The 21,352-nt window shown below is 70.7% G+C and carries 23 protein-coding genes, 1 tRNA gene and 1 pseudogene; 11 read left to right on the top strand and 14 right to left on the bottom strand.

All coding sequences use genetic code 11. The features are described from left to right. Nucleotides 1-85 precede the first annotated feature (85 nt). Nucleotides 86-1,489 (top strand): tyrosine--tRNA ligase, encoded by a 1,404-nt coding sequence (gene tyrS, locus ACL02R_RS17030; protein WP_412797760.1) that lies wholly within the window; start codon nucleotides 86-88, stop codon nucleotides 1,487-1,489. Nucleotides 1,490-1,558: 69 nt separating this feature from the next. On the opposite strand, the gene fxlM is transcribed toward tyrS, so the two are convergent. From fxlM to ACL02R_RS16970, 12 genes are all read right to left on the bottom strand, one after another. Beyond that, nucleotides 1,559-2,776, bottom strand: a complete 1,218-nt coding sequence (fxlM, locus tag ACL02R_RS17025) for a methyltransferase, FxLD system (RefSeq protein WP_412797759.1) — start codon at nucleotides 2,774-2,776, stop codon at nucleotides 1,559-1,561. 126 nt (nucleotides 2,777-2,902) lie between these two features. After that, complete coding sequence (locus ACL02R_RS17020) at nucleotides 2,903-3,814, bottom strand: hypothetical protein (protein ID WP_412797758.1); 912 nt, start codon at nucleotides 3,812-3,814, stop codon at nucleotides 2,903-2,905. After that, nucleotides 3,811-4,305 (bottom strand): hypothetical protein, encoded by a 495-nt coding sequence (locus ACL02R_RS17015; protein WP_412797757.1) that lies wholly within the window; start codon nucleotides 4,303-4,305, stop codon nucleotides 3,811-3,813. The genes ACL02R_RS17020 and ACL02R_RS17015 overlap by 4 nt, the downstream gene beginning before the upstream one ends. Continuing rightward, nucleotides 4,302-5,573 (bottom strand): cytochrome P450 family protein, encoded by a 1,272-nt coding sequence (locus tag ACL02R_RS17010; protein WP_412797756.1) that lies wholly within the window; start codon nucleotides 5,571-5,573, stop codon nucleotides 4,302-4,304. Before ACL02R_RS17010 ends, ACL02R_RS17015 begins: the two co-directional genes overlap by 4 nt. Nucleotide 5,574: 1 nt before the next feature. Next, complete coding sequence (locus ACL02R_RS17005; protein WP_412797755.1) at nucleotides 5,575-6,810, bottom strand: cytochrome P450; 1,236 nt, start codon at nucleotides 6,808-6,810, stop codon at nucleotides 5,575-5,577. Next, a complete protein-coding gene (locus ACL02R_RS17000; RefSeq protein WP_412797788.1) occupies nucleotides 6,807-7,415 on the bottom strand; it encodes a GTP-binding protein in 609 nt (202 codons plus the stop codon). The genes ACL02R_RS17005 and ACL02R_RS17000 overlap by 4 nt, the downstream gene beginning before the upstream one ends. Beyond that, nucleotides 7,390-7,737 (bottom strand): DUF742 domain-containing protein, encoded by a 348-nt coding sequence (locus tag ACL02R_RS16995; protein WP_362968398.1) that lies wholly within the window; start codon nucleotides 7,735-7,737, stop codon nucleotides 7,390-7,392. The genes ACL02R_RS17000 and ACL02R_RS16995 overlap by 26 nt, the downstream gene beginning before the upstream one ends. Further along, entirely contained in the window at nucleotides 7,734-8,132 is a 399-nt protein-coding gene (locus tag ACL02R_RS16990) for a roadblock/LC7 domain-containing protein (protein WP_412797754.1), read from the bottom strand. The genes ACL02R_RS16995 and ACL02R_RS16990 overlap by 4 nt, the downstream gene beginning before the upstream one ends. Further along, nucleotides 8,129-9,331 (bottom strand): sensor histidine kinase, encoded by a 1,203-nt coding sequence (locus ACL02R_RS16985; RefSeq protein WP_412797753.1) that lies wholly within the window; start codon nucleotides 9,329-9,331, stop codon nucleotides 8,129-8,131. The genes ACL02R_RS16990 and ACL02R_RS16985 overlap by 4 nt, the downstream gene beginning before the upstream one ends. Then, on the bottom strand, nucleotides 9,309-9,524 hold the full coding sequence (locus ACL02R_RS16980; protein WP_412797752.1) for a helix-turn-helix domain-containing protein: 216 nt from the start codon (nucleotides 9,522-9,524) through the stop codon (nucleotides 9,309-9,311). The genes ACL02R_RS16985 and ACL02R_RS16980 overlap by 23 nt, the downstream gene beginning before the upstream one ends. Beyond that, nucleotides 9,514-9,648 carry a hypothetical protein gene (locus ACL02R_RS16975; protein WP_412797751.1) on the bottom strand — a complete coding sequence of 45 codons (135 nt, stop codon included), beginning with the start codon at nucleotides 9,646-9,648 and terminating at the stop codon, nucleotides 9,514-9,516. Before ACL02R_RS16975 ends, ACL02R_RS16980 begins: the two co-directional genes overlap by 11 nt. 327 nt (nucleotides 9,649-9,975) lie before the next feature. Further along, nucleotides 9,976-10,413 (bottom strand): ATP-binding protein, encoded by a 438-nt coding sequence (locus tag ACL02R_RS16970; RefSeq protein WP_412797750.1) that lies wholly within the window; start codon nucleotides 10,411-10,413, stop codon nucleotides 9,976-9,978. A 383-nt stretch (nucleotides 10,414-10,796) separates the two neighbouring features. Between ACL02R_RS16970 and ACL02R_RS16965 the strand changes: the two genes are divergently transcribed. The 5 genes from ACL02R_RS16965 to ACL02R_RS16945 all read left to right on the top strand — a co-directional run bounded on the left by ACL02R_RS16965 (nucleotide 10,797) and on the right by ACL02R_RS16945 (nucleotide 15,550). Next, the gene (locus ACL02R_RS16965; RefSeq protein WP_412797749.1) at nucleotides 10,797-12,119 is read left to right on the top strand and encodes a hypothetical protein; all 1,323 of its coding nucleotides are present in this window, start codon (nucleotides 10,797-10,799) and stop codon (nucleotides 12,117-12,119) included. Next, on the top strand, nucleotides 12,116-12,913 hold the full coding sequence (locus ACL02R_RS16960) for a DUF1932 domain-containing protein (RefSeq protein WP_412797748.1): 798 nt from the start codon (nucleotides 12,116-12,118) through the stop codon (nucleotides 12,911-12,913). Before ACL02R_RS16965 ends, ACL02R_RS16960 begins: the two co-directional genes overlap by 4 nt. A 43-nt stretch (nucleotides 12,914-12,956) precedes the next feature. Then, nucleotides 12,957-14,039, top strand: a complete 1,083-nt coding sequence (locus ACL02R_RS16955) for a MerR family transcriptional regulator (protein WP_412797747.1) — start codon at nucleotides 12,957-12,959, stop codon at nucleotides 14,037-14,039. Continuing rightward, nucleotides 14,036-14,464 carry a MerR family transcriptional regulator gene (locus tag ACL02R_RS16950; RefSeq protein ID WP_412797746.1) on the top strand — a complete coding sequence of 143 codons (429 nt, stop codon included), beginning with the start codon at nucleotides 14,036-14,038 and terminating at the stop codon, nucleotides 14,462-14,464. The genes ACL02R_RS16955 and ACL02R_RS16950 overlap by 4 nt, the downstream gene beginning before the upstream one ends. Nucleotides 14,465-14,581: 117 nt before the next feature. Beyond that, nucleotides 14,582-15,550, top strand: a complete 969-nt coding sequence (locus tag ACL02R_RS16945; RefSeq protein WP_412797787.1) for an arsenic resistance protein — start codon at nucleotides 14,582-14,584, stop codon at nucleotides 15,548-15,550. A 79-nt stretch (nucleotides 15,551-15,629) separates the two neighbouring features. On the opposite strand, the pseudogene ACL02R_RS16940 reads toward ACL02R_RS16945, so the two are convergent. Next, a pseudogene (locus tag ACL02R_RS16940) lies at nucleotides 15,630-16,295 on the bottom strand (DUF4158 domain-containing protein); the annotation flags it as partial. 416 nt (nucleotides 16,296-16,711) lie between these two features. On the opposite strand from ACL02R_RS16940, the gene ACL02R_RS16935 reads away from it, so the two are divergent. Next, nucleotides 16,712-16,885, top strand: a complete 174-nt coding sequence (locus ACL02R_RS16935) for a helix-turn-helix transcriptional regulator (RefSeq protein WP_412797745.1) — start codon at nucleotides 16,712-16,714, stop codon at nucleotides 16,883-16,885. After that, on the top strand, nucleotides 16,882-18,300 hold the full coding sequence (locus tag ACL02R_RS16930; protein WP_412797744.1) for a tyrosine-type recombinase/integrase: 1,419 nt from the start codon (nucleotides 16,882-16,884) through the stop codon (nucleotides 18,298-18,300). Before ACL02R_RS16935 ends, ACL02R_RS16930 begins: the two co-directional genes overlap by 4 nt. 210 nt (nucleotides 18,301-18,510) lie before the next feature. Here ACL02R_RS16930 and ACL02R_RS16925 read toward each other — a convergent pair. After that, a tRNA-Arg gene (locus ACL02R_RS16925) sits at nucleotides 18,511-18,582 on the bottom strand. A gap of 155 nt (nucleotides 18,583-18,737) precedes the next feature. Here ACL02R_RS16925 and ACL02R_RS16920 point away from each other — a divergent pair. From ACL02R_RS16920 to lysA, 3 genes are read left to right on the top strand one after another with little or no spacing between them, the layout of a single operon-like run. Continuing rightward, on the top strand, nucleotides 18,738-19,133 hold the full coding sequence (locus tag ACL02R_RS16920) for a response regulator (protein WP_412797743.1): 396 nt from the start codon (nucleotides 18,738-18,740) through the stop codon (nucleotides 19,131-19,133). After that, entirely contained in the window at nucleotides 19,130-19,879 is a 750-nt protein-coding gene (locus ACL02R_RS16915; RefSeq protein WP_412797742.1) for a DALR anticodon-binding domain-containing protein, read from the top strand. The genes ACL02R_RS16920 and ACL02R_RS16915 overlap by 4 nt, the downstream gene beginning before the upstream one ends. Nucleotides 19,880-19,898: 19 nt before the next feature. Beyond that, nucleotides 19,899-21,293 carry a diaminopimelate decarboxylase gene (lysA, locus tag ACL02R_RS16910; RefSeq protein ID WP_412797741.1) on the top strand — a complete coding sequence of 465 codons (1,395 nt, stop codon included), beginning with the start codon at nucleotides 19,899-19,901 and terminating at the stop codon, nucleotides 21,291-21,293. Nucleotides 21,294-21,352 lie beyond the last annotated feature (59 nt).

The following is a 21,352-nucleotide window of genomic DNA, read 5'->3' as shown; positions in this document are numbered from 1 at the left end:
GCAGCGGTGGTGGCGATGATAAAATACGGGCTTCCGATCCCGTACTGGTCAGGCCAGTTGTCCGACGCAGGAGCGTTTACGCGCCATGAGCCGTTTGAGTGAGTCCGTCACCCATGTCATGCACCTCCTTGATGAGGCGGACCTGGGGGCGGACTATACGGTCGCGCAGTTGCTCGGCGAGACAACAGCACGGCGCGCTCTCGACCTTTCCGACCTCTCCCCCCAGGAGCAGGCCGCCCTGGTCGAAGGGCGTGCGATCAACATGATTCCCTCGGCCGCGGCCCTCGCCGAGAAGATCGAGGCAGCACGGGCGGCAGGTCGGTCCTTCGTCGTGAAGTACGGCATCGACCCGACGTCGCCAGACGTGCACCTCGGTCACGCGGTGCCGATCATCATCGCCAGCCGGTTCCAGCGGATGGGCCACCACGTGGTCTTCATCATCGGCGACGTCACAGCCAAGATCGGCGATCCGTCCGGACGCTCTTCGGAGCGTCCGCCTCTCACCGATCAGGACATCGCGCGTAACCTCAGCGGCTACCAGCAGCAGGTCACGCCGTTCATCGACTTCGAGCGCGCCGACCTGCGCTTCAACGGCGAGTGGTTGGACAAGGTCACCCTCCCGGAACTCATCGAGGTCCTCGCCCGGGTGCCGGCCTCCATGTCTCTCCAACGGGAGGATTTCCGAACCCGACTCGCCGAAGGCCACGGATTGTCTGTCGCCGAGTTCGTCTATTCCGTCGTCATGGCCTGGGACTCTGTAGCCATCGACGCCGATGTCGAACTCGGTGGAGTTGATCAGCTTCTCAACCTCCAGATGTGTCGCAAGGTCATGGAGATCTCGGACCGGGTCCCCGAGATTGTCATCACCACCCCGCTCATCGAAGGCACCGACGGCACGGGCGCCAAGATGAGCAAAAGCAAAGGCAACTACGTCGGCCTGACGTCGTCCGGCGACGAGGTCTACGGCCGCCTCATGTCCATCCCTGACCACCTGACCGAGCCGTACCTCCGGCTGCTCACCGAATGGACGGACGACGAGATCCGCGTCGTCACCAAGCGTCTGGGGGAGGGGACGGCGCACCCGATGGCGGTCAAGCAGATCCTCGCCGGAGAGGTGGTAGCCGCCCTCCACGGCCTGGACGCCGCTGCGGCAGCTCGTGCAGAGTTCACGGCCCGTTTCTCCACGCGCTCCTTCGGGGATACGAAGAACCTTCCCGTCGTCTCCCTGGAGGAACACGCGGGGGAGACGCTCGGGACGCTGATCAGCAGCACGCTGGACTTCGCCCCCAGCATGTCTGCCGTGCGCCGGGTGGCTCTGCAGAACGGCCTCCGTCTGATCCGGGAATCAGACGGAGAGCAGCAGACCAGGCTTCTGTCAGAAGCGTCCGTCCAGCACACCCTCGGCGAAGTCATTGACCAGGAAGGTGCACCGGACGGTGCCAAGTTGTACCTCAAGGCCGGGCGTAAGGTCGCGCGCATCGACCTCTGACAACAGCCGCGGCGCCATGACCGGACAAGATCAGCCGCACAGATCCCCTGGAGCGGTGGCCCGTTGGAATCATGGACTTGGCCAGGAGATCGAGACGCGGCTGTGCGTCTTGTCGACCACCCGGCCGGGGAGCCGATCGGCCGGGGTGCCCGCTGGGTGGATGGTGACGCGTGGGTCGGGGCCGCTGCGGTAGTGCTCGCCCCAGGTGCGGACGGTGTCGGCCAGGCGTTCGGCGAAGCCGAGGCGATCGGGTCCGAAGGTGTGGAACCCGAACTCGGCGGTCTGCCGCTCCTGGTCGCGGCGTACGACGGCGTATCCGAAGTTCGGGCCGTCGATGGCGACCATGGAGAACGGCAGCCCGGTGGGGCCGATCCTGCCGGTGGCGTGTTCCGGATCGATGGCCATGTTGCAGTACGTGGGGACGTGGGCCGCCAGGAACATCTGGAGGGTGCTGATGGGCTCCTGGCCGGCGACGCTGACCCCGGTCCACGTCTCGGCGCGGGGGGTGTCGAGGACTCCAGCCAGCAGCGAGGGATCGGCGGGCGGGTCGTCGTCGAAGTTCAGGGTGACGCCCGGAGCGCCGGGCAGCTGCATCGACTGCTGGTGGTGGGCGCCGACGCCCTGCATGGGGACGAAGCCGCACGGGAGGGCGCTGGTGGCCACCAGCGCGTCGCCGTCCCGCACGAACCGGTAGCTGCGGGTCAGGCCGTTGATGCGCAGGGGGACGATGAGCCGGCCGTTCTCGGTGAGCTGCTCGGTCCAGGCCGGGGGGATGTCCCAGGCGCCGACGGTCACGAGGATCACGTCGTAGGGGGCGTGATCGGGGACGCCGTCTTCCGCATCGGCGACCACGACCTGCACATGGTGGTACCCGTTGGCGTCGAGAAACTCGCGGGCACGGGAAGCCGGCGCGGGGTCGATGTCGACGGTGGTGACGTGTCCGGTGGGCCCGGCGAGTTCGGCGGCGTAGGCGGCGTTGGGGCCGTTGGTGCCGATCTCCAGGACGTTGTCGCCCTCCTGGATGCCCGCCTGTTCCAGCTGGATCGCCTGGATCTGCGGAGCGGACACGCTGCTGAGGTGGTTCCCGTGCCCGTCTTTGAGCGTGATCACGGCGTTGTAGGTGTGGTAGGCGTCGTCGAGCGCCGTCTCGGGTACGGCCAAGTGCCGGGGCACCTTCCGCATCGCGGCCTCAACTCGCGGCGACGCGATGGTGCCCTCCGCCTTGAGTTCGTCGACGACCTTGTTCCTCAGTTCGGTGGCGCGGGCCTCGTCGGGCTGGTCGGTCATAGGGGAGTGGTCTCCTTCTGGTGGGTGGGAACCCGTGATGATGTCGATCTCTGCTTCGCCGCGCTACGCGGCCCACTGGCCAGGGCGCTGATTCAGCCTTTCGTTGGGCACAGCCCGCGTGTCGTTTCAGGGCGGCTGTATGCAACGCCACGCGCGGAAGAGTTCCGTGGCGAGCCAGTGGCCGGTGAGTTCGGCGAGTTCTTCGGCGGACATGCGCGGGCCTTCCGTGGCCCTGCGGGTGGGGTCGGCGCCGCGTGCGAGGAGCAGTGCGGTCATGTCGACGTGGACGGGGGTCCGGCGCTGCGTGGCGCCGTCGCTCTCGACGTCCACCGCGTGTACGAGCAGCGGGATGCCGAACTGCGCCTCCTCGACATCCGCCCCCGCGTCGAGCGCCGCCCGCAGGGCCCGCAGGTCATGTTTCTCGACGGCCGCGTTGGCTGGGCTGCGCCTGAGCGGCCGGAGGTGCAGCCACGTCTCGGCGCGTGCCTTGAGTCCGGGGTCGGTGAGGTGGGGCAGGACGGGTTCCAGGTTGGCCAGCGTCCAGGGGAGTTCGGTGTAGGCGGTCGGTGATCTGGGGGGCACCGCCTCGCCGGGGGTGTGCGTTCCGTCTTCCTCCGCTTCCGCGTCCCAGCGTGTTTTCTCCCGTAGCGCTCCTTCCGGTGGCCAGGGCAGTGAGTCGAGGGCGAGCCGTACGGCGCCGTCGGGCGTCAGCTCCTCGGGCACGGTCACGTCCTCCTGCCCCGGGCGGGCGGCGAGGTCGGCGAACCGCAGTGCCCAGCGGCCCGCCCTGACCCGGCTCGCCTCGTCGTCACCGCGCACCACCGTCACGAACGCGGCGCCCAGCGCCAGACCATCCGCCCGCTCCTCCAGCGGCAGGCCACGCAGCGGGTGGACCCGCGCCGTCGCTCTCTCCACCATGCCCCACCACCAGTGGACCCGAATACCTTCCGGGAACCACTCCCGCACCCGGGCGGCGATCTCCGCACGCGGCAGACCGCACAGCGTCTCGTAGCGCTCCTTGAAGTCGCCGTCTGTCATGGCTGGAGGCTCGGGCCGAGCGCGTCGCGGTGGGAGGAGAAGGCAGCGGCGGATCGGTCGGCTAGCGGCGTGGCGGGCGGTGAGGACGCAACGGTGGAGAGCGCGCGGAGCAGTCGGCCGGGGTGGGTGAGTGCTTCGGGTGTGCGGGGGCGGTGGCGTATCAGCAGCCCGTGGTCGTCGCGTCCGGTGGCGACCTGGGTGGGGAGTTGGATGCGGTGGCCGGGGCCGAGGCGGATGGCGGGAGGTGGCCAGGTCACCTGGACGCGCGGCGGGATGAAGAACAGCCAGTGGTGGTGGGTGTCCGTGGTGATCAGGCCGGGGCCGTCTTCTGGGGCAAGGGCTTCGGCGTCTGTGAGGAGCTGGTCGGCGACGGCTTCGCCGATGGTGGGCGGGAGACGGATCGCGTCGAACCGGACGCCGGTGTCGGCGGCGAGATGGGGCAGGCGGTTGCGGGTGCTGAAGTGCACGAGTGTCAGCAGGTTGAGGGTCACTGGTGTTCCGGGCCGAGGTGGATGGGGAGGGTGGTGACGGAGTTGGTGATGAGGGAGGGGACGGGGGTGAGGGTGCGGTCGGGGACGGCGAGGCGTATGCCGGGCCAGTGGGTGAAGAGGGTGTCCAGTGCGATGGCGGCTTCGGTGCGGGCGAGGGAGGCGCCGAGGCAGAAGTGGGGGCCGCCGCCGAACGCGAGGTGGCGGGCCTGCGGGCGGGTGACGTCGAACAGGTCGGCGGTGGGGCCGTGCTGGTCGGGGTCGCGGTTGACCAGGGAGTACGGGGCGAGGATTGCGTCGCCTTCGGGGATGGTGGTTCCGGCGAGGGTCAGGTCGGTGGTGGGGTAGCGGGCGAGGAAGTTGCCGATCGGCGCGTCCCACCGGAGGGTTTCCTCGATGACGGCGTCCCAGACGCTGTGGTGTGTCCGTACGGGCTGCCCGGCGGCGCGTACGGTGAGTTCTTCTCGCGCGTGGTGGAGGACCCAGTCGAGCTGGGCGGGGTGGGTGAGCAGGGCGCGGACGGCGTTGGTGATGAGGCTGAGGGTGGTCTCGTGGCCGGCGGAGATCAGCAGCCACAGGGTGCCGGCGAGTTCGTCGTCGCTGAGTCCTGTGGGGTCGGTGGCGCGGGCGGCGATCAGGGCGGAGGTGAGGTCGTCGGCCGGGTGTCGGGTGCGGTCGGCGACGAGCTGGCCGAGGAGGCGGTGGATGTCGTGCTGGGTCGTGGTGACTTCGTCGGGTGTGGCGACGGAGGAGAAGATGCTTTCGACCAGTTCGCGCAGGCGGGGGCGATCCTGATCGGGGACGCCGACGAGGTCGCAGATCACGCGCATCGGCAGCGGGTAGGCGTAGTGGGCCCGCAGATCGACGACGCCGGTGTCGCTGTGGCTGGGCAGGGCTTGGGCGAGCGCGTTCGCCAGGGCGGTCATCTCGGGGCGCATCGCGCGGACGCGGGCGCTGGTGAGGGTGGTGGTGACCAGCCGCCGCAGGCGGCGATGGTCGGCGCCGTCGGCGGTGACCATGTTGGTCACCATCACCATGCCGGTCAGTGGCCATCCGTCCGGCAGCTTCCGCTCGCGCACGGCCCGCCAGTGGCGGGGGTTCTTGGAGATGTCGGGGTGGTGGAGAACGGAGGTGAGCAGGTCGTGCCGGGTGACGGCCCAGGCCGGGACGCCGCCGGGAAGCACGACGGGAACGACCGGGCCGAGGGCGCGCAGGGCGGCGGCTTCGCCGTGGTGGTCGGCGGCGGTCGGGTCGAGGGGATAGGGCTGCATGTCAGGCTCCCGGGTTCGGGGGGAAGCGGACCGGCAGCTGGCTGAGGAAGCGGGTCCAGGGCGAAGGCCGGTAAGAGATGGCCGTGGTGTCCTCGGTCAGGTGGATGCCGGGCAGGCGCCGCAGGACCGTCTCGACGGCGGTGTGGGCGATGAGACGGGCCGGTACGCGGGCGGGGCAGCCGTGCGGGCCCGCGCTCCAGGCCAGGTGGGCTCGGCTTCCTGGGGACGGGGTGCCGGTGTGGACGGCCGGGTCGGTGCCGGTCGCGGCCAGGCCGAGGATCAGGACCTCGCCGGCCGCGATGGGTCGGCCGCCGAGTTCGGTGTCGGCCAGGGCGTAGCGGGCGGGCATGTGCGTCATCGGTGGCTCGTCCTGGAGGACGGCGTCGAGGGCGTCGTCGATGCCGAGGCGTCCGCCACGGAGCTGGGCGGCGAACCGGTCGTCGGTGAGCATCCGCGCGAGGGTGCGGGCGATCCAGATGGTGGTGGTCTCCTGCCCGGCGGAGATCATCACGACCATGCTCTGCAGCACCTCGTCGGGGGTGCGCAGGGCGGGGTGGGTGGCGAGCGCTGTGGTCAGGTCGTCGCCGGGGCGGTGGGTCCGCTGGTCCCGGACGCTGCGCAGGATCTCCTCGAACGACCGGTTGCCGGCCTGGGAGTCCGTGCCGGAGCCGAACAGCGCGGCGAGCGCGGCCAGGAGTTCGTGCCCGGCGGCGCCGTGCAGTCCGAACTGGCCGGCGAGCGCGAGCAGGGGAACGGCCTGGGCGTACTCGGTGACAAGGTCGGCCCGGCCGCGCGCGGCGAAGCCGTCGATCAGCCCGTCGCAGACGTCCTTGACGGCCCGGCGCATCGCCCGCAGATCGATCCCGGCGACCGCGTGGTCCAGCGGCGCGCGGAGTCTGCGGTGCTCGGCGCCGTCGGCGCCGATAACGTTGTCCCTGGGGAACATCATCGGCCCCAGCGGCGAGTCGGCCGGGACGATCCGGCTGCGGTAGTCCGCCCAGTTGCGCGCGTCCCGGCTGAACACGTGCTCCTGCCGTACGAGGGTGAGGAGTTCGCGGTATCCCATGACCAGCCAGGCGGGCACGCCAGGCTCCAGCGCGACGGGGGCGACGTTGCCGTACCGGGCGCGCAACTGCCGGTAGTGGACGTGCGGGTCGGGAGCGGCGGTGATGTCGGACAGCAGCAGCAGGCCGTCGGTGCGGCCCGGGTCGCGCACCTGTCTCGGGATGGGGTTCATGGGGTGGCTCCACGGAGTTCGAGGGCGTGGGTGACCAGGGTGATCAGGGCGTGCACGCAGGACGCCGGGTCGCGCAGCGCGTCGCACTCGACGACGGGCACGTGGCCGGGCAGACCGAGGGCGTCACGGATCTCGGCGTCCGGGTACGCGCGCGAGCCGGGGAAGCGGTTGTGCGCGACCGTGACGGGAAGCTGCTCGTCGCGCGTGTCGAGCTGGTCGAGGACATCGAAGGACTCGGCCAGACGCCGCGTGTCCACCAGGACCAGCGCGCCCACCGCGCCCACGGACAGGCCCTCCCACAGGCCCCAGAACCGCCGCTGGCCCGGCGCGCCGAACAGGTAGAGCATCAGCTCGTCGTTCAGCGCGCGGCGGCCGAAGTCCATCCCGACCGTGGTGCGGGTTTTGCCCGGCAGCAGCGCGAGGCTGTCCACCTCGGCGCTCGCCTGGGTCATGACCGCCTCGGTCCGCAGCGGCCGGATCTCCGAGACCGAGCCGACCAGCGTGGTCTTCCCCACCCCGAACCCGCCCGTGACCAGAATCTTCACCGGCCGGCGAATGGAAGCGGGCACGTACACCGGCTCAGGCGACGAGACGGCGGAGTCCATCGAGTACCTCTCTGAGAGTCTGGACATCGGGGCCCTCCGGCGCGGGAGCGCGCCAGGTCAGGTGACCGCGGCTGATCAGCTGCGACGCCACGATCCGCACCAGGTGCACGGGCAGCCCCAGGTACGCGGACGCCTCCGCCAGCGACAGAACCCCCCGGCACAGCCGCACCATGTCCTGCTGCTCCAGCGGTGCGTACGCCGGAAGCGGCTGGTCGGGCACGGCCGTCAGCAGCGTCTCGGGGCGCAGCGCCCGCCCGGCCGTGGCCTGCCCGCCGGTCAGCACGTAGGGGCGGATCGGCCCCTCGGCTCCCGGCCTGGTCACGGCGCGGCGGTCCTGGTGCGCCGGGCGACCGCCAGGGCGTCGCCCATCTGCCGCACCCACACGCCCATCTCGGTGCCGATCACGGCCGGATCGACCTGCGGGTCCGTCACGACGGCCAGCCGGGTGTCCTCGGCCGCCGTCCGGACGAACAGCAGCATGCCGCCCAGGTCCACCATGAGCTGCCGCATGCCGACCAGCTCCTCGCCGATCGCGTCCGGCACCGTCGCGGACATGGAGTGCAGCCCCGCGCACGCGGCGGCCAGCTTCTCCGCTCCCTCCCGCTCCAGGTCCGACGAGTGGGCGGCCACCAGGCCGTCCGCCGTGGCGACCACGACATGCCGCACCCGCGGCACGGCCATCAGCCGCTCGATCTTCCAGTCCACCTGCCTGCTCACGACTCTTCCTCTCTGTCCGTCGCTTCGGGTCGTTCTCCGGCGCCGAGATAGCTGGCCAGCCAGGCACCGTCCTCGCTCGGCGTACGCTCGACGCCCGCCCCGCTGAAGGCCGGGGGCGTCCGCGGCGCGGCGACGCCGCGGCCTCGCCGGGGCAGACCGCCCTCCGTCGTCCCGCCGCCCACTTCCGGGGGAACGTGAAGGGGCCCGGCCGGTTCGCGTTCCCGCGGGGTCGGCAGGGTGCGCCCCGGCACGTGCACCACGAGTTCCTGCGGAACGCGCACCAGCGCCCGCACCCCGCCCAGCGCGGACTCCTCCAACCGAACGACGAGCCCGTAGCGCACGGCCAGTTCCCCGACGACCGCCAGCCCGGTCTGCCCGTGCTCGCTCACCTCCAGCAGATCCAGCCGCCGGCCCGAGACCCGGCGGTTCGCGATTACCAGCTGGGCCTCGGTCATGCCGACGCCGCAGTCGTCGACCGCGATCACCGCGCCGCGCTGCACCGACAACACCTGGACCATGACCGGCAGATCCGGTGCCGAGCACGCGGTGGCGTTGGCCAGGAGTTCGGCGACCAGATGCACCACGGGCTCGACCACCGCCGCCGCCACACCGACCGTCGTGCTGCCCGTGACCTGAACCCGCCGGAAGTCCGCAACCCGCCCGGACGCCGCCCGCACGGTCTCCGCCAGCGCCATCGGCTCCGGCCACTGCTGCCCCGGATACGCCCCCGCCAGCACCCGCACACTCTGGGCCTGCCTCGCCTGCTGCGCCGACTCGTGATCGACGAGCAGCGCGGCCTCCGCCACACCGGCCACGTCCTCGAACCGCGCGTGCAACGCCTCGGCCTGCTCCTGAATCCGGTGCGCCGACCCCTGCACCCGCGTGCCCATCAGCGCGGTCAGCCGCCGCAGCGACTCCTCGACCTCGCCGGTGTGTTCACGCACCGCCTTCAGCACGCCGTCCAGCAGCCCGGCGACCTCATCCCCCAACAACACACGACCAGCAGCGGGAGGCGCGTCCCCGCCCATCGCCACCGCCGGAACGCCCACCTCGGCCAGGTGCCGCACCGCGTCCCCCACAGCACGCCACCGCGACTCCGACCGGGCCGCCGCAAGCTCCAACCCCCGCACACGCACGAGCAGCTCATCCCGCTGCCGCACCAACTCCCCACGCCGCTCACGCCTGGCCATCAGCGACATCCCCGTCCATCGCGCTGCGGCGCAACAGGTTCACGACAGCTTGCTCGGACACCCGGACGTTTCTTCCGTACCGGTACGCCTCAAGCTCGCCACCCTCAATCATCCGGTAGACGGTCATTCTGGACACACGCAGCCAATCCGCCACTTCGGTGACGGTGAGGAACTTGAGTTCCGTGTACCGCTCACTGGCCATGGAAGCTGCCCGCGGTGACGACGTGCACGGGCTGCTGCTGACGGGGGACCCGCGTACGAGCATCGGTCTCCCACAGCCTGCGGACGGCGGCGAGCGCTTCACGCAGCAGCCGCGCGTCGGTCAACCTCCCCGTCGGGCAGCCCTCGGGTACCAGCCACACCGGCGCGGGACACGGCACACCGTCCGGGCAGGCCATCGAAGGACCGACCTTCCACCGCCCCGCGGACAGCTCCACCGCGTGAGCGGAGAGAACCGGGACGCACACCTGCCGGTGCGTCGAGCACAGCGACACCGGTCCGACACGAGCGCTGTCCATCGCCGTCAGCGCCTCCAGAGCCAAGCGCTGCGGCAACCGCACCGAGACCCAGTCCAACCGGCCGAGCACTGTGACAGGTCGCCCATCCAATGACATACGCCATAAGAACATGCAAATCCTAGAAGTTGAGAAGAATCATGAAGTAATCGAAGGTGCGAGAGGCAGCGCGGCCCACACACGCTTGACCCTCCGCCCGCTCGGTTGCTCGACCCCGCGCTCGGCGGCGAGCGCTGCGACCAACGTCAGCCCACGGCCGTGCTCGTCCTCGTCACCAGGTCGTCGCTCGACGGGCAGGCGCTGCGGCGCCCCGTCCTCGACGGCGATCACCAGACGTTCCGCCTCCACGCTGAGCACCAGGACCAGAAGCCCCGCGCCACCGGGAGCGGCCCGCCGCGAGGGAAGCGGAGCACCGTGTTGTACGGCGTTGGCTACCAACTCCGTGGCAACCAGACAGGCGTCATCCGCCAACTCCTTCTCGTCCAAGCGCCATGCCCGCAGGCAGCTCCGAACCGTGCAGCGTGCTACGGAGGCGGCGCTCGCTGTGTGCACGATCGTCGCTGAGTGGGAGGGCATGTAGACGTCCGCAGCATCTGCGGGTGACTCGGGCGCCAGCGGACGGTGGCCGTCCCCGGAGCCGCGTGCACGACTCGAAGACCGAACTGGTTTCACGACCGCTCACCCGCCAGCAGGACGTGGCGCGCGTCGGTTTGGCCGGACGGCGGGCCGGGGATGGGCATGACCGACTCCTCGGTGGATCGCTGAGCGTGATTGCTCAGGCGGATCGCGTGAACGAGGTGCCAGCATCCAGACTCTGGCCCGCCGGAACCATCCGTCTCCGACGCCACTTACTGCCACTGCGGGCCACTTCACTGCCACTTCGTGTCCCTGCGCAGCTCACGGGCTTCGAGGCGGGTATCCGGTGGGTAGCGTTCGGTGCGGATCGAGAGGGGCTGACGATGACCGTGTTCAGCGCAATCCTGCGCGAGCGGGGCTGGACGGAGTTCCGCGACTTTCAGCGTGCCTACGAGAAGGCGGCGGCCGAACTCTTCGACGCCACGCGGGAGCCGCGGTATCGGAACCTTTCAATCTCTGAGCGCACGTACTACCGCTGGTGCGCAGGAGAGGTCGGTGTCCCCCGCGGAGCCGCTGCAAAGATCCTCGGCCACATGTTCAACATGCCGGCCGCTAGACTGTTCGAAGGTCCTGACGGGGAGGCCGGGGTGACAACCGTCGCGCAGGCAGGACCGCACGACGAGCGCCAGGAGGTGGACGCCGTGTCGTCCGCAGCCAGCGAATCCGCAGCATTCATGGCCGCAGCCGAGCAGACCAACATCGGCCCTCACACTCTCGAACAACTCCAATCCGACATCCGCCGGATTCTGCTCACCTATCCCAACAGGCCTGTCGAACCAACCTTCCAGGAAGTCCGCTCCTTGAGGGACCAGACCTTCCAGCTCTTGGAAGGCCGCCAGCCACCCGAACGTACTCGCGACCTCTACCTCGCCGCCGGGGTGTTGTGCGCGGTTCTGGCCAACGCGTCTTTCGACATGGGTCGGTACGACGCCGCAGAGACACAAGCCCGGACGTCTTATCTGTGCGGCGAACTGGCAGGCCACAACGGCTTGCGGGCTTGGATTCGCGGCCTGCAAGCACTCATGGCGTACTGGGAGGGCGATCCGGCTCGCGCGGTCCGTTTCGCGGAACTGGGTGAGCATTTCGTGCCCGAGGAAGGCACGGCGCACATCCGGCTCGTCAGCATCGCCGCGCGCGCCCACGCACAGATGGGCCGCACCGAGGCGGCCGAGCAGGCGATGCGCCGCGCGGACCGCTACCGCGAGACGGCCACTCCTGACGACGTCACGGCCGGAATGATGGCCTTTCCGATGGCTAAGCAGCTCACCCATGCCAGCACGACCAAGCTTTGGGCCGCAGACTCCCAAGCCAGCATCCGGGAAGCCGAGTCGCTCGCCCAGAACGCGCTCGCACTGTTCGACGCCGAAAGCCCCGAGCGGCGACGCCTCGGCGAACTCTGCCTGGCACGACTCGACATCGCCCAGGCGCGTCTCCTTCGAGGGGACCTGGAGGGAGCGGCGGAGCAGATCCACATCGTGCTTGGTATCTCCTCTCAGCGGCGCATCGAAAGCGTCGCCCGCGGGACGACCCGCTTCGCCCGAGTGCTCGGCCAGAGTCAAGCGGCGAACAGCCCACTGAGCACAGGTCTCCGGGACGCCATCGCTCTTCACCACACGGCTCGTGCACTCCCCGGAACGACCTCTTGACGACCATCACCCTCCTCCACCCAGGCGAGATGGGCGCGGCGATCGGCGCCGAGGCTGTTCGCGCGGGTACCCGCGTCTTCTGGGTGCCGTCCGGACGCAGCCTGGCGTCGCGGGAACGGGCGAAGCGAGCCGGACTGGAGGCGGCTTCACTGGCGGACGCCCTGGCGGCCTCGGACGCGGTGCTGTCCGTCTGTCCCGCCCATGTAGCGGAAGACGTGGCCGAAGCGGTCGCCCAACACCACTTCACCGGTCGCTACATCGACGCAAACCCCATCGCACTGTCCCGGCTCGGGCGCATCACTGCACTACTCCCGGACGCGCGCGTGGGCGACGCGAGTATCTTCGGCCCTGACCGAGAACGGCACCGGGTAGCCCGAATGTACTGCTCCACCGGCACAGATCCCGGCTCTGCAACCCTGCTTCAGCAGGTCTTCCACACCACCTCGGTCGAAGTACGCCCGTTGCCAGGGCCCGCCGGCCAGGCATCCGCCCTGAAACTTGCCTACCTTGCTTTCCAGCGGACCGCTCGCATGCAGGCCGCGCTGACGCATGCCCTCGCCGACCAGCACGCTCTCACGGAGTACGTGCTTGAGGAGGCACGGAAGATGCCCAGCCCTGATCTGACCGATCCCGGCTTCACCGAAGTGCTCCGCGCCAAAGCGTGGCGCTGGCACCACGAACTACGCGAGGCCGCGGTTCTGTTCGACGAAGCCGGTCTCTCCTCCGACCTGCTGGACGCTGCGGCCACCAACCTGGCGGGCCTCGACGCGCCATCGGCAACGGACGAGGCGTGACTGGCCGTCTGCCGACAGGTTATGTCGTCACTTCGCCGCTTGGGTGCCGCAGTCCTGCAGGCTGCCCACCGAGGAGCGACCCCTGCGGGTCGCGGAGTGGGACGGGCTGTTCGCCGAGCGGCTGACCGCGGTGTCGCGGCCCAGCCCGCTGCGGCTGCGCCTGGACCTCGCGGACGGCCCCGGCGTCGAGGAACGGGTGCGGGATCTGGCCGGGCGGGAGGGCGGCTGCTGCCCGTTTTTCACCTTCACCGTCACCCCGGGCGGGGACCTGATCGGTCTGGACATCGAGGTGGATCAGGAGCACGCCGCGGTCCTGGACGCCCTGGCGGCCCGGACCGCCACCGCCGGTGGCCGGTGGCCGGCGGTGAGCGCGGGGCTGCGCAGCGGGCAGGTCGCCGAGGCGGCCGGGGTGAACGTCCAGACGCTGCGCTACTACGAGCGGCGCGGGCTGCTGGCCGAGCCGGAGCGCAGCAACGGCGGGCACCGCCTGTACGGCGAGGACGCGGTGACAGCGCTGCGGGTGATCAAGGCGGCGCAGCGGCTCGGGTTCACGCTGGAGGAGGTCGCCGAGCTGCTGGAGGCGGGCCGTCACCGGCACGGCCGTCCCGTTGCCGGGCTCCAGGAGCGGGCCGCGGCGAAGCTCGCCGACCCCACCACCATCCGCACTGCCCTGACCGCTGCCGTCGAGGCCGGGTGCGACGACCTGACCGTGTGCGCCGGAAGTGCCTGCTGCCCCATTCCCTTCACCGGCCTCGCCGAGGAGAACCGCCATGCCGGACCCTGCTGCCGACCCGCGCCCCCACCGCGCCCCGAAGGCCCTGGGCGGCCTGGCCGCGCTGGCCTGCGTGGCGTGCTGCGCGCTCCCGGTCCTGATCACGGCCGGGGCCCTCGGCGCGGGGGCCGGGGCGCTGGTGGGCTGGCTGCCTGCGCTCGCGGTCGTCCTGGCCGTGCTCGCCGCCGGGACCTGGTGGCTTGGACAGCGCCGCGGCTCCTGTTCCTGCGGGCCGAAGACCGCAGGCGAAGACGGGTGCGGCTGCAAGGTGTCGGGCGAGCCGTCGAAGATCACGGGTCGGAGCGAGAGGGCTTGACCTTCGAGTCAGGTGGAAGGTTTACGGTCGGGGGATGAGCACGATGCGGATCTCCCAGCTCGCGGCACGCAGCGGTGTCCCGGCGACCACCCTGCGGTTCTACGAGACCGCCGGTCTGCTGCCCGCCGAGCGGACCCCGGCCGGCTACCGCCTGTACGGGCAGGACGCGGTCGACCGCCTCGCGTTCATCTCGGCGGCCAAGCACCTGGGCCTGCCGCTGGAGGAGATCGCCGAGCTGCTCGGGGTGTGGCAAGCGCGGGCCTGCCAGGAGGTGAAGGCCGACCTGCGCGAGCGGGTCGTAGCCCGGATCGAGGAGGCCGAGCGGCGGGCGGCAGAGCTGGCCGCGTTCACCGCCTCCCTCCACCAAGCCGTGGAGCACTTGGACGAGCTGCCCGACCGCGAGGACCGCTGCGACCCGCAGTGCGCCTTCCTCAGCCGCGTTCCCGCCGAGCCTCCGGCCTGACCGGATGCCGTCCACTTCCCGGGCGCGGGGCCTGCGCGGCCCGGTCCTTCCCCCGTCTCGCCCGTCCCTGAGCAAGGAGCACGTCCGTTGTCGCAGTCATCCGGCCTGGTCGAAGCCATGGAACGCCATCAAGTCGCGGTCTACATCGGCGCCCTGGCAGCCGGCGGCCTGGTCGGCTGGGTAGCCCCCGGCGCAGGTCCCGGCCTGGAGCACGCCATCAACCCGGTGCTCGCCGTCCTGCTCTACGTCACCTTCCTCCAGGTACCCGCCGCCGACCTGCTCCGCTCGCTGCGCGCGGGCCGGTTCCTGACCGCCACACTGGTGGTCAACTTCGTGGTCGTGCCGCTGGTCGTCGCTGCCATGTTCCCGTTCCTGCCCGCCGACCAAGCCGTCCGCCTGGGCGTGCTGCTGGTCCTGCTGGCCCCGTGCGTCGACTACGTCATCGTCTTCTCCGGCCTCGCCGGAGGCAGCAGCCAGCGCCTCCTGGCCGCGACCCCGCTGCTCCTGCTGGCCCAGATGATCCTGCTGCCCGTCTTCCTGCTGCTGTTCATGGGATCGGGCCTGGCCGACGTCGTGGAGGCGGGGCCGTTCCTCGAAGCGTTCCTGATCCTGATCGTCATCCCGCTCGCCCTGGCCTGGCTCACCCAGGCGTGGGCCGCCCGCAGGACGGCCGGGCAGAAGGTTGCCGACGCGATGGGCACCACCATGGTCCCGCTGATGGCCGCGACCCTGATGACCGTGGTGGCCTCCCAGGTCCCCAAGCTCGGCGACAGCCTGACGGACGTGGCCAAGGTGGTGCCCTTCTACGTCCTGTTCCTGCTCGTGATGGCCTTCGCCGGGCTCGGCGTCGCCCGCCTCTTCCGCCTTACCGCCCCCGACGGGCGGGCCATCGTGTTCACCGGCGCGACCCGCAACTCCCTCGTCGTCCTCCCCCTCGCCCTCGCCCTGCCCGACACCCTCGCCGTCGCCGCGGTTGTCGTGGTCACCCAGACCCTCGTCGAGGTCATCGGCATGATCGTGTACGTCCGGGCGGTCCCCCGTCTGCTGCCGCTCCCCGGTACCCGCGCCCGCGCGGACCAGGGGTAGAGCCGCCACCGCTCATTCCTGCACGGTGCCGTCGTCGTCCTCGTCCAGCTCCGGTGTGTCCGGGTCGCGCAGCGGGCGCCGGCGGCCGGCGCAGCCGCTCCAGCTCCGAGAACCGCGAGCCTCCGGCGTCTTCAGCGTCGCCACCAGCTCCCCGGGCAGTGCCGGGTCCGCCCGCCGCGCGGCCCCCGCGACCGTAGCGTGCAGCCGCTTCTCCGTGACCTTCCGCGCCTCCGACACCTGCCGGGCCAGCACAGACACCCCGGGCAGCAGTACCCGGTGACGACGCAGCCAGCCCACCGCCTGGTTGAACAGCGCCACCGCCCCCTCTGCGTGCGTCCACGCCCGCCCGTGCAGGAAGGTGCGGAACCGCCGCGACCACTCCGCATCCTCGACTCGTGGTACTCATAGGCGTCCCGGATCTCCCACGCGTGCTCGTACGCCCTCGGCTTGCGCTCGGTGTACCGCTTCACGCACGAGACGTCCTCGATGCCGAGCTGCTCGGCCAGGTGCTCGACCACGACCCACGGCACGTCCAGTGGGTCGTCCGGGAGAAACCGGCCGATGTAGCGCACCGTGCACATCTGGAGAGCGATCCGAGCCGACTGTGGTCCCAGCGCCGCTTCGCGATCAGCTTGCGGTCCTCGTCGTCCAGGAAGAAGAACCGCTCCAGCTGCGGCTGGGTCGGCTCCTCGTTGAACTTGCCGTACGACGCCGCCTGTTCGTCGGTCATGAACTCCACTGGCATGAGCGCGAAGCTATCGGCGCCCGGAGCCGCTCAGGAATTTTCCGCCGAACCTCGCCGCCAGGCCCGTCACCTGTGCTAGGCGCCATGATCACCGGCTTAGTGTTTAACCGCTGAACCGATGTTCCCCGAGGCCGTAGTCGAGGCAGCGCAATGTAGCTGATGGTCGCCGGTTCGAGAAACCGTCGAATCTCCTAACCATGGAGGGGTCCGCGTCGGCTGCCCGGAGGCGGATGGCAGACGCCGCCTTCAGGGCGTGCCGAAAATGGGCTTACCCCTCACCGGTAAGGAATCGTTTTGCGTTTCTTCGTTGTTCCTGACGTGCTGCGGCAGGTAGTCCCGATTTTTTTGTCTTCTTTCCGTGCCGGAATATTCGACGGAGGTTGCCGGTGAGAAAGAATGGTCGGGATGATGAATTGATGACCGTGCCGGAGGTCTTGGCCGAGTTGAAGGGAACTTCGCGCCGAACCTTCTACAGATGGCGCGAGCTGGGTGTCGGGCCCGCTGCGTTGAAGCTGCCGAACGGCGAGTTGCGCGTGTGGCGAAGCGCCTTCGAGTCGTGGCTGGAAGGCAGAGAGAAGTACGGCCTGTGAAGACGACGGATGTCAGCATATGGTCTATCAGGCTCAAAACGCGCGCCGGGAAAGATACCTACGAAGTTCGATGGACTGTGGGTGGTCGGGAGGTATCACGAACGCGGCGCAGCAAACGGCTCGCGGAGAGGTTTCACTCACGACTGCTTGCAGCGTTGGAAAATGGTGAACAATTCGACACGGAGACCGGATTTCCACCTTCCATGGAGGAGAAGCCGCCCGCTGTCACATGGTTCGCTTTCGCGCTGGAATACTTGCGTATGAAGTGGCCGCATGCGGCACCTAATTATCGTGATGATATCAATGAGGGCCTCACCGCCGTCACTAAGGCTTTGCTGCCCAAAGGGCCGGGACGTCCAGCGGAGGAAGTGCTGCAACGGGCTCTGAGAGACTGGGCGTTCGTCCTTCCGGGACCGTCCGAACGGGACGTCCCGCCGGAGATGAAGGCGGTGATCGCCTGGGTGGCGGAGAACTCGCCGCCCCTGGCTGATCTCGCGCAAGTTGATGTCATGCGGCGGGTGCTGGATTCTCTCCGGCTCAAGCTGGACGGCTCGGCGGCGGCCAGCGAGACGGTGAAGCGCAAGCGCAAGATTCTGGTGAACGCGCTCGGCTACGCGGTGGAGCGCAAGGTGTTCGAGGCAAACCCGGTCCACGCGGTCACCTGGCAGAAGCCGTCGCGCATCGCTGTCGTCGATCCCCGTGTCGTCGCCAACCCGCTCCAGGTCCGGAACCTCGTCGACGCGGTCTCCTACGTCGGTGGCTATCAGCGGGCCAGAGGGCGACGTCTGGTGGCCATGTACGGCTGCATGTACTACGCGGGCATGCGCCCGGCCGAAGCGGTGGGCCTGGCGGTCCAGGATTGCGAACTGCCCGCCGAGGGCTGGGGTATGGCCTACCTCCACCGGACGCGTCCGACGGCGGGGAAGAAGTGGACGCGGACCGGTTCCGTGCACGACGACCGGGGTCTGAAGAACCGTGACCCGGAAGAGGTCCGCCCGGTGCCCCTGCCGCCGGTGCTGGTGTCGATGCTCCGCTGGAGCACCGACACGTTCGGCGCGGCCGACGACGGCAGGATCTTCTTCAACGAGCGCGGCGGCCTGGTCGGGTCCTCCACCTACTCGCGGGTCTGGTCCGAGGCCCGGGAACTGGCGCTCCCGCCGGGCCTTGCCGACAGCCCCCTCGCGGGCCGCCCGTACGACCTGCGGCACTCCGCGCTCTCGACCTGGCTGAACGCCGGAGCTGACCCGACGGAGGTGGCCGAACGCGCCGGCAACACGGTGGAAGTCCTGCTGACTCGGTACGCCAAGTGCCTTCACGGACGTCACGCCGTGGTCAACCAGCGCATCGAGCGCCTGCTGGGGGAGTACATCGACCTGCACGCCGGATACGCCGGACACAAGCCCAAAGCCATGTGACAGAGGTCACAGTAGACACCCTCGGGTATTCATCCGAGGGTGTCTGCTATTTCTGGTGATATCCGAAGTGTCAGCTATATCCGATCCCGCGTATGTCCCGCGAGCCGTGTCCTGGAGCTGCTTCCAGCGGCACTCCGCTGCGTACAACGGCACTGCGTTCTTCTGCCCGTCGCAGCTGGTCAGACAGCTTTTTCGGCGCCTGGGCTTGGGTGCCCCCGGCAGGATTCGAACCTGCGCACACGGCTCCGGAGGCCGTTGCTCTATCCCCTGAGCTACGGGGGCGCTTCCGTCGCCCTCGGGCGACGGGAAGAACCTTACCAGCTCGGTGCGATGGGTCCGCACCCCGGTTTCCGCACGGGCGCGCGGGGTGCGCTACCACCGGGTAGAAGTGCGCCAAAGCCCGGACGGGGGGCGGGGTACGCGCTTACCCTGGCTGTGTGCCAGGCGCTTCCGGGCGGGTCCTTGTCGTCGACGACAGTCAGGTGATCCGGCAGCTGATCAGGGTCAACCTCGAACTCGACGGCTTCGAGGTGATGACCGCCGCCGACGGCGCCCAGTGCCTGGAGGCCGTCCACGCCTTCCGGCCCGACGTGATCACCCTCGACCTCGCCATGCCCCGGCTCGACGGCCTGCGCACCGTCGACCGCCTCCGGCTCGATCCGCGGACCCTCGCCATCCCCCTCGTCGTCGTGAGCGCCAGCACGGGCGCGGGGGCGTGCGCGGGCGGGGTGGACGCGGTGCTGGCCAAGCCGTTCGAGCCCGCCGAGCTGGTCGGCCTGGTGCGGACGCTGTGCGCCGAGGGCCGCCCGGCCTCTCGTACGCTTGCTCCGTGACCCCCGCCCAGCTCTCCGCCGCCGTCCTGCGCACCGCGCGCGACGGCCTCGGCGTCGTGGCCGGGGACGACTGGGTCGCGCTCCGGCGCGCGCCCCACGGCCGTACGGGCTGGGCCACCCCCATCGCGCTGCGCCTCGCGGGACCCGCCGGGCGCCCCGCCGCCGAGGTGGCCCGCGTCCTGCGGGACGGGCTGCTCGACGTCGCGGGTGTGCGGGCCGTGGAGGTCACCGGCGGCGCGTTCCTCACCATCGCCGTGGACGACGAGGGCGGCCTCCTCGCCGACCTTCTCGCCCGCCCCCGCCCCGCCCCGCTGCCCGAGGACCCGGCCCGCGACGCCGCGCGCTGGGCCGAGGCGACGGGCACCGCGCCAGGGCCCGCCCTGCTCGTCCAGCGCGACACGAACCCCCTCTTCCGCGTCCGGTACGCCCACGCCCGCGCCCGCGCCGTCACGCACGGCGCCCGCGCCCTCGGCGTCACGCCCGCGCCCGACGCCACCGCGTACGCCCCCGCCGAACGTGCCCTGCTCACGCTCCTCGGGGAACGGCCCCCCGCCCGCCCCGCCCGCTGGCTCGACCGGGTCGCCCGCGCCTCCGCCGCCACCGGTCACGGCCACGCCGCCCTGCCCGCCGGCGACGAGAAACCCTCGGCCGTCCACCGCGCCCGGCTGGCCCTCGCCCAGGCCACCGGGACGGTGCTCGCCGACGGCCTGCGCCAGCTGGGCATCAGCGCGCCCGACCACATGTGACATGTGAGAGAGAAGACCCATGAGCCGTTCCGCCCACCCCGCCGGGCCCCGTCACGCCGATGTCCTGCCCGAGGGGCACTACGCCGCGCCGCCCGCCGACCTGAACCGCCTCGACCCCCGCGTCTGGTCCCTGACCGTCGCGCGCGGCGACGACGGCGAGGTCCGCGTCGGCGGCATCGGCGTGCGCCGCCTGGCGGCCGAGCAGGGCACCCCCGCGTACGTCCTGGACGAGGCCGACTTCCGCGCGCGCTGCCGCGCCTGGCGCGAGGCGTTCGGCACCGGCGCCGACGTGTACTACGCGGGCAAGGCGTTCCTGTCGCGCGCCGTCGTCCGCTGGCTGCGCGAGGAGGGGCTCAACCTCGACGTCTGCTCGGGCGGCGAGCTGGCCACCGCGCTGGCCGCGCAGTTCCCCCCGGAGCGCATCGCGCTGCACGGCAACAACAAGTCGCTCGCCGAGATCGACCGCGCCGTCGCCGCCGGCGTCGGCCACATCGTGCTCGACTCCCTCCAGGAGATCGACCGCGTGGCCGCCGCCGCCGAGCGGCACGGCGTACGGCAGCGGGTGCTGATCCGCGTCACGGTCGGCGTCGAGGCGCACACGCACGAGTTCATCGCGACGGCGCACGAGGACCAGAAGTTCGGCCTCGCCCTCGCCGACGGCACCGCCGCCGAGGCCGTACGCCGCGTCCTCGCGCACCCCGGGACCCTGGAGCCGGCCGGGCTGCACTCGCACATCGGCTCGCAGATCTTCGACATGGCGGGCTTCGAGGTGTCCGCGCGCCGCGTCGTCGGCCTGCTCGCCGCCATCCGCGACGAGCACGGCGTCGAACTGCCCGAGGTGGACCTCGGCGGCGGCCTCGGCATCGCCTACACCTCCGCCGACGACCCCGCCGAGCCGCACCAGATCGCCAAGACCCTCGGCGACATCCTGGCCCGCGAGTGCGAGGCGGCCCGCCTCGCCGTGCCCCGGCTGTCGGTCGAGCCGGGCCGGGCGATCGTCGGTCCCGGCGCGTTCCTGCTGTACGAGGTCGGCACCGTGAAGCCGCTCCCCGGCCTGCGGACGTACGTCAGCGTCGACGGCGGCATGTCCGACAACATCCGCACCGCCCTCTACGACGCCGAGTACTCCGTCGCCCTCGTCTCCCGCGCCTCCGGCGCCGAGCCGATGCTGGTGCGCGTCGTCGGCAAGCACTGCGAGAGCGGCGACATCGTCGTACGCGACGCCTGGCTGCCCGCCGACCTGGCGCCCGGCGACCTGATCGCCGTCCCCGCCACCGGCGCGTACTGCCGCTCGATGGCGAGCAACTACAACCACACGCCCCGCCCGCCCGTGGTCGCGGTGCAGGACGGGGAGGCCCGCGTCATCGTCCGCCGCGAGACGGAGGACGACCTCCTCGGGCTCGACGTCGGCTGAACGGGCCGCGCGCCCCCCAGTCCGCATAGTGAACGTGCGGCGGGGGGCCGCGCCCGGTG

Source organism: Streptomyces sp. MS19 (genome assembly GCF_047200595.1).
Lineage (GTDB): Bacteria > Actinomycetota > Actinomycetes > Streptomycetales > Streptomycetaceae > Streptomyces.
Note: the sequence above shows the minus strand (reverse complement) of the source record. Positions and strands in the feature narration are given on the sequence as shown.